Origin of the sequence: Microbulbifer sp. THAF38 (assembly GCF_009363535.1) — a bacterium.
Classification (GTDB): domain Bacteria; phylum Pseudomonadota; class Gammaproteobacteria; order Pseudomonadales; family Cellvibrionaceae; genus Microbulbifer.
On record NZ_CP045369.1, the window covers coordinates 3,348,196 to 3,361,456 of the forward strand.

General features: G+C 47.0%; 11 protein-coding genes. 5 read left to right on the plus strand and 6 right to left on the minus strand.

The window, feature by feature from the left end; all coding sequences use genetic code 11:
* Positions 1–208: 208 nt before the first annotated feature.
* A complete protein-coding gene (locus FIU95_RS14460) occupies positions 209–1,465 on the plus strand; it encodes a ribonucleotide-diphosphate reductase subunit beta (RefSeq protein ID WP_152454439.1) in 1,257 nt (418 codons plus the stop codon).
* Positions 1,466–1,774: 309 nt separating this feature from the next.
* Complete coding sequence (locus FIU95_RS14465; protein WP_152454440.1) at positions 1,775–2,161, plus strand: DUF2750 domain-containing protein; 387 nt, start codon at positions 1,775–1,777, stop codon at positions 2,159–2,161.
* 152 nt (positions 2,162–2,313) lie between these two features.
* Here FIU95_RS14465 and FIU95_RS14470 read toward each other — a convergent pair whose 3' ends face one another.
* Positions 2,314–2,844: a redoxin domain-containing protein gene (locus FIU95_RS14470; RefSeq protein WP_152454441.1), complete on the minus strand. Its 531-nt coding sequence runs from the start codon at positions 2,842–2,844 to the stop codon at positions 2,314–2,316.
* 91 nt (positions 2,845–2,935) lie between these two features.
* On the opposite strand from FIU95_RS14470, the gene FIU95_RS14475 reads away from it, so the two are divergent.
* Complete coding sequence (locus tag FIU95_RS14475) at positions 2,936–3,856, plus strand: alpha/beta hydrolase (protein WP_152454442.1); 921 nt, start codon at positions 2,936–2,938, stop codon at positions 3,854–3,856.
* Positions 3,857–3,977: 121 nt separating this feature from the next.
* Here FIU95_RS14475 and FIU95_RS14480 read toward each other — a convergent pair whose 3' ends face one another.
* Entirely contained in the window at positions 3,978–5,195 is a 1,218-nt protein-coding gene (locus tag FIU95_RS14480; RefSeq protein WP_152454443.1) for a hypothetical protein, read from the minus strand.
* Between the two features lie 755 nt (positions 5,196–5,950).
* Entirely contained in the window at positions 5,951–7,885 is a 1,935-nt protein-coding gene (locus FIU95_RS14485; RefSeq protein ID WP_152454444.1) for a hypothetical protein, read from the minus strand.
* 529 nt (positions 7,886–8,414) lie between these two features.
* Between FIU95_RS14485 and FIU95_RS14490 the strand changes: the two genes are divergently transcribed.
* Entirely contained in the window at positions 8,415–9,185 is a 771-nt protein-coding gene (locus FIU95_RS14490) for an SIMPL domain-containing protein (protein ID WP_152454445.1), read from the plus strand.
* 93 nt (positions 9,186–9,278) lie between these two features.
* Here FIU95_RS14490 and FIU95_RS14495 read toward each other — a convergent pair whose 3' ends face one another.
* The 3 genes from FIU95_RS14495 to FIU95_RS14505 all read right to left on the minus strand — a co-directional run bounded on the left by FIU95_RS14495 (position 9,279) and on the right by FIU95_RS14505 (position 11,991).
* Positions 9,279–9,947: a DNA-3-methyladenine glycosylase I gene (locus FIU95_RS14495; RefSeq protein ID WP_152454446.1), complete on the minus strand. Its 669-nt coding sequence runs from the start codon at positions 9,945–9,947 to the stop codon at positions 9,279–9,281.
* Between the two features lie 239 nt (positions 9,948–10,186).
* Positions 10,187–10,462, minus strand: a complete 276-nt coding sequence (locus FIU95_RS14500; RefSeq protein ID WP_152454447.1) for a DUF1737 domain-containing protein — start codon at positions 10,460–10,462, stop codon at positions 10,187–10,189.
* A 149-nt stretch (positions 10,463–10,611) separates the two neighbouring features.
* Entirely contained in the window at positions 10,612–11,991 is a 1,380-nt protein-coding gene (locus tag FIU95_RS14505) for a DASS family sodium-coupled anion symporter (protein ID WP_152454448.1), read from the minus strand.
* 403 nt (positions 11,992–12,394) lie between these two features.
* Here FIU95_RS14505 and FIU95_RS14510 point away from each other — a divergent pair, with 403 nt between their 5' ends.
* On the plus strand, positions 12,395–13,069 hold the full coding sequence (locus FIU95_RS14510) for an outer membrane beta-barrel protein (protein WP_172975414.1): 675 nt from the start codon (positions 12,395–12,397) through the stop codon (positions 13,067–13,069).
* Positions 13,070–13,261 lie beyond the last annotated feature (192 nt).

Below are 13,261 nucleotides of genomic sequence, written 5' to 3' on the forward strand. Positions count from 1 at the left end.
CCGAAATAATATTTGGGAAAAAGCAAAGTAATAATTGATCTGGCACAAAAATTTTGTGCCCCCGCGGGTTGAAAATACCTGCAGTGAATGACCACTGCCGGAGAATTCCGGATACCATCCCTGGCTTCGCTCTGCGAACAAAGCGCCAGGAAGAATACAGAAATGATTATCGAATTTTCGATAGCGAGACCGATTAAAAGGGCCAACTATGCTGAGCTGGGACGATTTCGAAACTAAGCCCCAACAATCCGAAAAAGCTACGGAAGCGCAGGTAGCGCCGAAAACCCAGGCGAAATCCGTGCAAGAACCCAGCGCTTCCTACTCTGCCAAAGCCGCAGCTCCGGCGGCCAGCGCTGCGCCCCGCAACAGCTCCGCTGCCGTTGAAGCCGCCCGCGCAGCCGTTGCCAGCCTGGACCCGGCGCCCGGACTGGAAGAGCTGGAAATGGGCGCGGCCCGTATCCAGGTAGATGAAAAGCGTATTATCAATTGCCGCGCCGACCTCAATCAGTTGGTGCCCTTTAAATACGATTGGGCCTGGCAAAAATACCTGGATGGCTGCGCCAACCACTGGATGCCCCAGGAAATCAACATGAACAAAGACGTGTCCATGTGGAAAGACCCCAACGGTCTGACCGAGGACGAGCGTCGTATCGTGGAATACTCCCTGGGTTATTTCTCCACTGCGGATTCCCTGGTTGCCAATAATCTGGTACTGGCCATCTACCGCCATATCACCAACCCGGAGTGCCGCCAGTACCTGCTGCGCCAGTCTTTCGAAGAAGCGATCCACACCCATGCCTACCAGTACTGTGTAGAATCCCTGGGCATGGACGAAGGCGAAGTCTTCAATATGTACCGCGAAGTGCCCGCCGTTGCCAAAAAGGCGGCCTGGAGCCTGTCCCACACCCAGGCGATCGGTGACCCCAACTTCAAAACCGGCACCGTAGAATCCGACCAGGAATTGCTGCGCAACCTGATCGCCTTCTATGCCGTCACAGAAGGTATCTTCTTCTACTGTGGTTTTAGCCAGATCCTGTCCATGGGCCGCCGCAACAAAATGACCGGTGTTGCCGAGCAGTTCCAGTACATCCTGCGCGACGAGTCCATGCACCTGAACTTCGGCATCGACGTGATCAACCAGATCAAACTGGAAAACCCACACCTGTGGACGGCGGAATTCCAGCAGGAAGTGACCCAGATGATTCTCGAAGGTATGGAACTCGAAGTGGCCTACGCCCGCGACACCATGCCCCGCGGCGTACTCGGTATGAACGCGAATATGATGGAAGAATACCTCCAATTCATCGCCAACCGCCGCCTCAGCCAGCTGGGCCTGAAAGAACAGTTCCCAGGCGCACAGAACCCATTCCCGTGGATGTCTGAGATTATGGACCTGCGCAAAGAGAAAAACTTCTTTGAAACCCGCGTTATCGAATATCAGACCGGCGGCGCACTGCAGTGGTAAGAGAGGCTTCCGGCCAGTGAATTACTACAAAAGGAAAAAGTAGTCGCTCACAGGAAGAGAAGTATTGAAAACGGGCTTTCAGCCCGTTTTTTTTATTGGGGAAACCTCAGTTTGCTCTTCATGCCAATCATAGATTTATATTCCACAAAACCCCTCTAGGCTTCCTATTACTCAGCATCACATCAAATCATTTGGACAGTTCCCTGTATTCGCTCATAATGCCTCGCTTTGACTGGTGTAACCATTACACTACCTATTGGGCAGGTTTCAAATTTCCACCTATCTACTAACCAGCTACTGTGAATTTATATGACCACTCCTGAACTGAATAAAGTAATTAACCTAAGCTGTGAAGACCGCTATGAGTATTTCCTGAGCATGACCGGTGAGGAGCGAGAAATCTGGATATTAGTCGATAGCCAAAACTGCTTTCTCAAAATCCATACCGATGAGGACGGCGGCTTTGAATATTTACCGGTATGGCCCAGCTCGGAGTTTGCAAACACCTATGCAGAAAGTGAAGCCGGACTCACGCCCAAAAGTATTCCCCTGCCGCAATTTTTAAAGAAATGGCTGCCCGGATTGAGTAAGGACAATATTGAAATTGGCGTATTTCCTGCGCCAGATAAAAGTGTATGGATCACCGGCACAGAGGCGCTGGAAAGCGATCTGCGCGACGAGCTAGACAATTTTTAATTTTACCGACGATAATCGGTGACTCTCCAACAACCAGCTTGCACAGAACAAAGGTCGCATTAGCAGTATCAAAAATAAATATCTTCTCGCAACAAAATCACCATGGTGATTTTGTTGCGTCCCCCTGAGAAAAAACCCTTGTCGCATTGACTTCAGTAGGTTCCCCTTATTGGATAATTATTTTCTGGATTGCGAATAAATTCGATCCCCATCAGTAGGGTCTGCAAGTCTGGTCTGGCAAAAGGTGCATTGGAGATATCAACAATCTGCAGTCTACCAGCTTCATTGACCACAAAAATTCCCGGCTCAGCGAAAGGCCTGTCAGTTTCCTGGGGTGACCTGGGGTTGGAAATATAGAGTCCCAGTTGTTGCATTTGCGGAATAGCCAAATCAAACCCAACAGGGAAATCTGGATTGACCTCCCTCATATGCTGCAAAGCTTTATCTGCACTATCAGCAGATACAGCAACAACAAAAACCCCTTCCTTATGATATCTCGGTAATAGCGCATTCAATGCACGCAAATATTTCGTACATAAAGGGCAGTGCTTCCCCCTATAGACCACCACCATTTGCCAGGGAAAACCACCTGCGGGCTTACCCAATTGCATTTGCCCACCTCCCAGTTTTGCTACATCCAGAACCGGGAAATCACTACCCGCTGCCAGTTTGAGATTGCCCATAGTGCCGCCCCTTGAGACTATAGCTTGGATCTACAAGAAGTAATGTGACCACCAAGACTTAAACATTCGTACCATAAGTATAGGGGAGCCAATGAAATCATTTATCAGCACTTTATTCTTTTTCATATTGTTAACTAGTCTGACTGGATGTTACTCAGACTCTCATGAGAGTGAACTTAGTTTCAATCAGGCGCACACACTGGAATTCTTGCCCGCATTAAAGGGAGATTATTTCAAGATGGAATCAAAAAATGTGGGGCGCGCCTATCATATTTATATCCGCTTTCCGGAAGGCTATCATAGTGACCAAAAGACACAGGAAATAAAGAAATCCTACCCCATAATTTACTTACTGGATGGGGACTCTCTGTTTCCAATACTCGCCGCCAATCATCTGTTTTTGAGTTACGATGATCTTGTTCCCGAAGCTATTGTGGTAGGCATTGCCTATGGGTCTTTCGATCCGGAGATTAATAAACGTAGCTATGATTTCTCCTTACCTGCAGCCGACAACGATCCCGAGAGAGGCGGTGCCGAGAAATTTCTCAATTTCCTGGAGGGAGAGCTATTGCCTACCGTGGAGAGTCGCTACCTCGCCGACCCAAATCAACGGGTTCTCTTTGGTCAGAGCAGAGGTGGACATTTCGTGCTCTATACCGCATTTACCAGACCAAATTTATTCAAGGGCTTTATAGCCAGCAACCCAACTTTCTTGCCGCAGAAAGATTTCTTTTATGGAAAACCACACAGTGCAAACAGAGATGATTTGAATTTGGTCATTACCAGTGGTGAAAATGACACCCAAAAGTTGAGGGGAGACGCTCTTACCTGGAATGCTCACTGGAGCAAGCAGGAAGAAATGCCCTGGGAAATAACATTTAAAACCATTCCCGCAGGATCTCACGCAGCAAATAGTACGGATAGTTACCGCTTAGGTTTGAATGTCATTTTCAGAGACGAAATCGCACAGCAACACCATCAAACTGCGGGGGGAGCTCATGAGCAGTATTAGACTTCCCCTACAAAAACAAAGCCCGCTACTAAGAGCGGGCTTCATCCTGTGAGAGCATATCAGGGAGAGACTTAACGCCTGTCCCTGATAAGTTTTTAAAGGCTTAAAACACCTAGAGAAATCACTGTGTACAGGCAGCGATACGGCCGGCACTATTCTTACCAGTACCGCAGTTCAGACCATTGGGGATACCAGTATAATCTGGAGACATAATACCGCCATTACGCTGGGCATCGTGGTCAGTATAGATACTGGCTAGGTTATAGGAGCGCGCGGTACCCTTGTGATCGTTGTCACAGGAGAAGGTAGCGCTGCCATAAGCGATACCCAGAAAGGTTTTATATTCCTTCAGGTTCGAGTAGAGATTACGCTTGGCAGAGCCTGAGCAGTTCATCTGTGAAGCCAAGTTGATGTAGCCATCATCCTCACCACCCAGCAAAAGAGAGCTTGCACTTTCAATTCCGGGGAAGCCCGCATAGCCACCAATGGTATAAACCGGAGCTGCCAGATTGGTACCCACATAGTTACGCACGGCATAAACATCATTGGTTTGCAGGTAGCGCACAGCGGCACACTCGCGACCGATAAACAAGTCATTGATTAGGCTTTCAATCCAGCTACCGTTACACAGACGATCGACCCCCTCCGTGCCAGTAATCGCGCCCCCTGTAGTGAAAATTGCGGCAATACCGGTAATAGCCTTATCGAAATCCACATTGACCGCATAGCGGTCATCCAGCCCGGCGATATTGCGTGTCTTGGTCTCAGTTTTACACTTTTTCCAGAACCACTTACCAGTGCAAACCTTATTGCTCTCGGTAATGGTATTGCTGTCGAATTGATTGTACGCGCGGTTGTAGTAAGGAGAACCTGGCACGGCATTTCCGGCCAGATACATCATCTGAGTTGCACCCTGGCTATGGGCAATTACCCAAAAAGTATCATCGGCTTTACATTGATTTTCGTGTTGGTAGCCATCTCCCTTACCGCTGCGAATATCGATAATCTGCCGCGCAATTTCCCCGGCTGTACCATCATGCCAGTAAGGCATTTCGCCCTCATCGGTGGAATTATAACCTACCACTCCATAGTTACCGCCATTGATACGTAACTGCTCAATAAAGTCACTGCCGCGATACTTATCGAAGTAGGCCTCGCTCCAGTAGTCCAATGCCGGCTGTTCGAGCTGCCCCTGGGAATTAGTGCGCTGCTTGACATGCCCTTCTGTACCGTGGCCATGAACCAGGATATAGCAGTTATCTGCCGCTGCCGAAACGGAAGCAAATAGGCCAGCCAGTGCAAGTGAGAGACTTGCACCTAAACGTTTACAAAGAGTCATTGTTGTTTCCTTATATTTATTTCCCGGCTCTAGGTCACACTTCCCAAAAAATTATTTTTATTGGCCGGAGTCATTTTTGGACACGGAAAGTTATCCGGGGATGCTCAATGGATATAGGACTTAAGGCGCCAAACGAGAACCGGGGGCGACAGGCTTGCGGACTAATCAGTCAAATTGAACGTCTTAAACAAACTATTCGTTTCATTCGTAACTATTTTTACCTTAAGCGTGCAAATTCATAAACTCACTGCAAAAAACATTCACTAGATAAAGCCACTTTTAAAGACTTATTAATTGTTGCTGATCAAATAGTGTACGAATTGTTGGCGCTTACTTTTGAGCCGGACAGGAAAGTAGCTTGGGGAAGCTTAGAAGGCAGGTTAGTTAATATCCTAAAGCCCAAATATGAATAATCTCTAGTTACCGCCCACAACCCCTTTGCCGCAGTCTCCAAATGTAAAAATATTCCTCGAAGGAGAGTCTTGGCCAAGCTTAAGTGGAGGAATACCTCTACTTTCAAGATCCACTCGGGAATTCTCAGGGGCCCTACTTACATCAGATTAGCGATAAATTCACCAGTAGCAGATACCCAAAATACGAAAAAGGAGTATAAAATTTATTCTATTTAAATACCGCCTCCAACCATGAGGTTATTTATGCAGAAATGCTATAGAAAGCTGTAACCTCACAGACAAATAAAAAGCCCAGCAATAATACTGGGCTTTTTATTTGCAATCACTTTTTTAGTTAGGATCTTAGTTGGCACTCTTAGAATGATAAATCATCGCCTGCCATACATTCTGCTGCCCCCCACCATAGTTTTCATAAGTAGGATTCTTGATATAGCTCCAGGCCACCTTGCCATCACCTAAATACATTGGCTCGTCCAAGCCTCCCCAGCCATGATTGGGGAGCTGAACTGGTCCTTCAAGGATGTTGAGATTCGCATCAATTTCCATCACGTAAAAAGCTTTTGGGACCAGCATACGCATAGCGCCCCGACTGGCGTATATACGCTGATAGCTAAGGTTATCGGAAATGCACTGGAACTTGGCATAACCCAATAAATAACGTCCATTTCTCAGGTCAACCAATTGCGGATCACTGATCTGACAATCAGGGTCCTCAACCAACCACTTAAAACTCTGTCCACTGATACTGCCGTTGCCATCAACTTTGGCAATTCCAATACGTGTAAGGGAAGACGTATCCAAAGCATCGCCTGAATACAAACCCTGACGGGAAATCGATGGATAGTTATCGCTATCGGAATTCCAGGAATTATAACTCATATAGGAGAAGAAGCAGTTTGTAGCATCGTAGTCTGCACAATCTTCATCAAACGGACCGATGCCGTTGGGATTTACTCCTACCTCATCCCAGAGAAACCGCTCCATGTCGGCATCTTCAATGTACTTGGGGGAAACAATAACTGATAAATTAGTTTTATCGTCTATCGGGACAACAGTATGTCCGCCCCCATTGGATACCATTGCTGATGTGGAGGGGACGAAATGGTTAAAATAACCTTCAAAAGAATCATTCCACTCCATTTTGATAGCTATGGTACCTAATTGACCGTGGGTACTTTTAATTGAGTTATTCCAATCACTAGTACAGAGGGCTCCAAAACTTTCATTATCTGGATTGTAAAAAGCGCGGATATTTACCACATGTCCATTGCCACAAGCCCAGTCCCATCCGCGGTTATCTGAACCACTCATGTTCATAGACCAGTCATTTCTATTAATCACTGTAAGACCTGCTGAATAATGGGACCCACCTCCCCCATCAAATACACGGCCAGAAGCAGAAAAAGCATAACTGGAGCGTCCTTGGCTATCTGTATCTACATATATCAGCTCTTCAGTACCAACATGGGAACCACCGTGGATTTTACTAACCACATATGCATCTGGTGTTTCATGCAAAGGCTTACTGTCCCACTCCATCAGCCATATCTGATTGTTATATTTCTTTTCTTTATCAGTACCCTCCACCTTATCGAGGTTATCTTCCATTTTCATAAAGGTTGTACCGTATTTTTCTACAAGATCATCCTGAACATCGTAGTTTTCATGTGCTCTGTATCCGGTGTTACACAAGACAGCTACTCGGGAGCAATCCGTACTTACAGCAATACCATGCGATTCATAACACTGTTTTAATAGAGTTGCATTTCCAGTCTGATCGAAGCCGGCAGTTTGTGGGTTGTATTTCAATTCGTAGACGGAGCCATTGGTTGTGTCATCGACATCGGTACCTTCAGCAAGAGTAGTAGAAACAAACATCCGCGGAGTCTCAGTATCTGCTGCACAGGTGGCAACATAACTGCGGATAGGAATATCAATATCTTCCTTATTACCCTCACCATCGGTACGAGCAATATAGTGAGCCATTTGATAAACCTCTTTAGCATTGTTCATTGCCTCAGGCAACGTTACATCCACAGAGGTTAGTGTGGCGAACCCCAACTCCGTCACTTCAACATCGCCCACCATAACGGAAGTACCCACATTATCAGATATCGGAGTATCTCCCTGTCCTGTACCCTGACCACTGCCTTGACCACTACTAGTATCCCCCGAAGATCCCTCACCATCCGAAGAGGAACCCCCACCGCCACTACAAGAAGCCAAAATCACTGTTAGTGAAAGTGCCAAGAGCTTTTTATTAAAGATTATTGCCATGAAACCTGCTCGCTCAGTAAGTCGTTTTAAGATAAATACAATTGGAGATATTTACTGCAATTGAGTTATCCCAGATAAGAACAGCCGCGACCTTATTAGTTCTGCAATCGATTGTCTGTGACCCACCCGAAACAGAAACTGTGGACTACATCAAGAAAGGAGTATTCAAGGTACATGAAGGTTTATTGAGTAAAACAATATAAACGTAAAAATCCGAAGCAAAACGATCAAAAATGAAACGATATATCAGTAAAACATCAATTAATGAAAAATAAAGCTATAAAAAGACATTAAACAAAGCACTAACAATGAAAAAAATAAAAGGCAGGGTGTTTCTTCATACCGACTCATTAATAACCCAAATTATTACTTACAGACAGAAAACAACCAATTACCGTAGCTTTTAACAAAAATTGTCACCCTTTGATCTATTAGGGCCTGAAAGCAAGATATGCATATATAATAAGGACTTCATCCATCATAAAAGTAGTGCCTTTACCAATAACCCTCAATAAAAGGATACTGTAAAATGAAGTGGTTTTTCCTGTTCTTCCCCTTACTATTCTCTACCCTTTGTCTGGCAGCTCCTGAAATCAGGGGAACCCCCCAGGATTTGCGAGGACTGCTCCACCCAGCGGAGAATATCGTTACCATCCATGGCAGTGCGGAAGAAACTGCATATTCGGATAGGGCCATTGTCAGCTTGATTGTAACAACAGAAGAAGAGCTACTTTCTGATGCGATTTCCGCCAACCATAGGCTCCGCTCCAAATTGCATCAGAGCCTGACAGAGGCTGGAATCAAGGGAACAAATATTAAAAGCTCAAAGTTCTCATCCTCACCCCAATATGGCTGGATGGGCAAGAAGCCCAAGAGTTATAAGGTTGTTAACCGCATAACTATTTCAATCAACGAGGAAAACCAACTACATAGTATTGCGCAGCTCACAGACCAAAACAGAGAAGTTGAAATAGCAAACACTGCATTTGAGCATTCAGAAAAGCGTTTGTATAACAAAAAGGTTAAATCCAAGGCTCTGCAAGATATTCTGGAGCAGAAAGAGGATTATGAAAAGGCGCTTGGTGTCCAGCTGACACCTGTTGGTATTCGCGGTGATAACATCCATTACCGAGCTACTGAAGGCGCCATGGCGGTAGAGGAAGTAGTTGTCACCGCTGCACGTATCTCCAGCGCCAGTGCTGAGAGCGATTTTTTTGAATCTGGCCAGGGTAAAACATTTGATGAGGTCATCTATGAGGCGGAACTCTCAGTAGACTTTCGTGTTCGCCCTCAGCCATAGTTGGTCCTAGCTCTAGTATTATTACTTCCTGATTTTCGGAGCCCATTCTTTAAGCTGCTTAAGCAGTGGGCTTCATCTACTTAACCTAACCGGCTAGCCAACAGATAAAGATAATATCTGGCTGATCTCATTTAAGCTGCGGTTCGACTGCCCTTGCCAGGTTTCAATGGCGGCTTGCAGTGCGGCCCAATCTTTTTTTGAAGAGGGGGACTTATCTACCACCCCCTCTCTTACTAGAGCACGAATAGTATCGCTGGCAAAGACTAGTGTATCCACCCCCATACGACGTAGAAAAACCTGAGCCGTTTTGCCTCCGAGTCGATCACCACCCTTCCGTAAATACTGCAGATTTTCTACATAGTTTCCTGTATTCCAGCCAGCAAAATACTCCCCCAAACTGCCATTTTCATTGGATAAATGCCAGAAGAAGTCAGCGTTCCGCGGGATTGAGCGAGTTTTGGTCCAGTGCTTAATCATGCCTTCCTGGCGCATCAAATCATCCAGAGCTTCCTCAGAGAGATATCGGCAAAAGGACAGGTCGAAACCATAAAAAATCTGCTCAATACCAGGCCATTTTTTCTCCACCACTTTCCAGCTGAATCCAGCTTGAAATACAGCCCGTGAAGCCGCAGACAACCATTGATTGTTGGGTATTGCTGAAATTTCTTTAGCGGGTTTGGGCTTTGTGAGTCTGGCAGTAAGCCCTTTCTTTCCGCCAAAGCGGTCAATGACGGGGGCTTCAATATCGAGAAAATTTCGCATTTACGCTTAATATCCTTTTATAGCTAAAGCATGTCGTACGAGTGATGACGTTAGCGGTGAGCACATTTGACAGAATCACAGTGTGTCCAAGCTATCGGAATGAGCCAATCATAGCCTCTACTCCCTCTTCTTTAGGAAGCCGTTAATCAGGAAGGGAGTTCTTACAATTGGCTTGATCACTGCAGGGATGTAAAGTGGCCTCCAGATATCTGCGTATAACAGTCTACGAATTAATAATCTCAGGTGAGCTCATCAATCAAGCGCATCGCATCCTGAGCACCATTGGATTGCCTTCTGGTAGGTTCGCCTTCAGATAACGCTTGGGCCTGGCTCTGTGAATGGTCAGAGGGCTTGGCAACATTCACCACTCGCGCCATCGCTTGGTAGGGGTAACCCGCATTAAACGCCAAGCCACCAATCGGCTTCCAGCCCTCATTCAGCAGCTGGGTAACTTCCTCTTCCAAACTGGAAAAGCCAGACTTCCCGACGGCAATTTTATACTCAGCTTTCTTCACATCTACCTCCTGTACCGCATGTTATTCCGGTTACGCTATTCACACTCTGTAACCGGTACATAACCTTATTAGGCTCAAAGGGGCGGAGTTTAAAACACATACCACCCACTCTAAAGTAATGGATACCAGCCCTAGAGAAACCTGTGAACTTAGCCCGGTAATATCAACCAGCTCATACCCGCAATAATCAACGATGCCGTCACACTGAGTACCGCTCCCTCTCGCACCATATCCTGCATGCGCACTTTACCAGTCCCGTAAGCAATGGCATTCGGAGCCGTGGCAACAGGCAACATAAAGGCACAACTGGCACTCATGGCGGCGGGGATCATCAACACCATAGGCTCAAAGCCCGCAGAAGTCGCCGCTACAGCGAGGATAGGCATGAGTAGAGTCGCAGTGGCTGTATTACTGGTAATCTCTGTAAGAAAGGTGACTCCCAGGCATAAAATCACCAACATCAACCATAGTGGCATAGCGGTAAGGAAGGACAATCCATTGCCGAGCATATCGCTCAGGCCGGAAGTAGAAAACCCCTTGGCCAGGGCAATGCCTCCTGCAAATAACAACAACATGCCCCAGGGTATAGTTTCCGCTGTCTGCCAGTCCAGCAAACGTCCCCCCTTGCCATTGGGGACTAGAAACATTGCCACCACTGCGGCAATAGCTACCGTACTGTCCCCCGCCGCTCCTATACCAAACCAATCGCTCCAACCACCAAATGGAGCGTTTCGGGTTACCCAGAAGAAAATAGCAATGGCGAACACCAGCAAAGTGCGCTTCTCCTCTGCCCGCCAATCACCCACTTGCGGCGGTTCAATCTTATTCTGCAAGTGAACATTGCGGGTAAGCCAGAGGGCCATGATCGGCAATGTCACCAGGGCAACCGGTACCCCAATCTTCATCCAGCCTAGAAAGCTAAACTCCCGGCCGGTTACTTCTTCATATATCCCCATAAAAATGACATTGGGCGGTGTCCCTAGAGGCGTCCCCACCCCTCCAAGACTTGCGCCATAAGCAATTCCCAGCACCAGGGCCACGGTGAGGCGCTGGTTATCTATTCGAGAGAGAATTGCCAAGGCAATGGGTAACATCATCAGGGTTGTGGCGGTATTGGAAATCCACATGCTGAGGAAGCCAGCGGCCAGCATAAAACCGAGTACCAAACGCCTACCGCTGGATACCCCAAATATGCGCAACATATACAGGGCCAAGCGTTCGTGGGCACCGCTCTTTTCCAGAGCTTTCGACAGGATAAAAGCACCCATCAAAAGCAGAATGACATGGCTGCCCAGGGACGCCGCAACGGTCTTGTGATCCGCAACTCCAAATAGGGGTAGAAGCACAATTGGCACCAGGGAGGTAGCGGGAATAGGGAGCGCCTCGGTTACCCACCAGGTCACGGTAAGCAGAGTGATTGCGGCAGTCACTGCAGGAAGATACTGCATCCCAGCCAGGGTCAGAAAAATGTAAAACGCTACGGCCAGTAATGGCCCCAAAACGATAAATTGTTGCCGTGCAATCGACATACCAGCCCCCAATCTCCCCCCTAACCAGAAGGGTTAACATTCTTATTGATTTATTCCCCAGGCAAATTTGATTGGCAGAGGTACCACTCAGTCTCTGGGAGCTGCACAAAATACAAGAAATCGGAAGGCTTTCGCAGCCTTAACCTGAAAAAAATAGTCAGTGCAGAGGGGGTGTTTTTACTCGAGCAGGCTTAGTAAGCATCGTTAAGTAATGTAGCGGCTGTCGCCAAAAGATTAAAACTTCTTTTGTATAGTAGAGGTACGCGAATCCACTCACATTGAGAGAGAAACCTTCTTCCCGCTCAATTGGCACATATGTACAATACGCGCCAATCCCGACTTTACGACACATAGCACCCGGCATTCCCCAAGTGCATGTCGCCTGATTGAATTGAGGTACCCCTTGAAGCAAATTGCTCTCACCGCCCTAATCGCATTAGTAAGTACCGGCGTTTACGCAGAAGAAAAGCCCTTTTACCTAAAAGCCTCACTGGGCTATATGAAATTTGATAGCGAAGACTCCACGGCGGTAAAAGAGGATCTCAACTCAACCGGCTACGCGTTTACTTTTGGTTATCGAGTGAACGACTATATTGCCTTCGAAGGTGGCATGGCGAACCTCGGTGACATCCGCAAAGAGCATGAACGGAGCGTTCGCGGCCTCGAATGGTACTATAGCGATGATGAAATCCTTGTAGAAAACTACGATTACCAGAGTAAGCAAGAAACCAAATACAAATCCTATAACCTGGGATTAGCCCTTTCCACGCAAATCCAACAGAACCTGAATGCCGGCATTCGTTTTGGCGTCCACCAATGGTGTGCAAATGACAGCGGTCGGGCAGAGCATTCCGGTAACCACAACTGGTATAGCCTAGATCGAGAACTCTTGGATGCGGAGTCCTTCGATAGGTCTTACAGCTGGAGCAGTAACAAGAACAGCGGCAGCAACCCATACTATGGTGCTGAAGTAAACTGGACGACCGGTGACTGGGGTATCAATCTGGAACACACCATCTACGAGATTCAAGACGAGAAGGCCAACCTGTCTTCAGTGGGCGTGACTTATAGTTTCTAGTGGTTTCCTGGCCGGCTTCTCATTAAAGCCCTTAAGCTTGAACCTTGTGCGGCGGGTACTCACTAACCGCCTGCACAAGGCCCGTCAAAATCTCCGCATAAAAATTAATCACCCCAATCACAATCTCCCCTGCTCCACCCTGTACATCTCATTTTTATCCGGCAAACTATCGCCCTCAAAAATAACACTAAA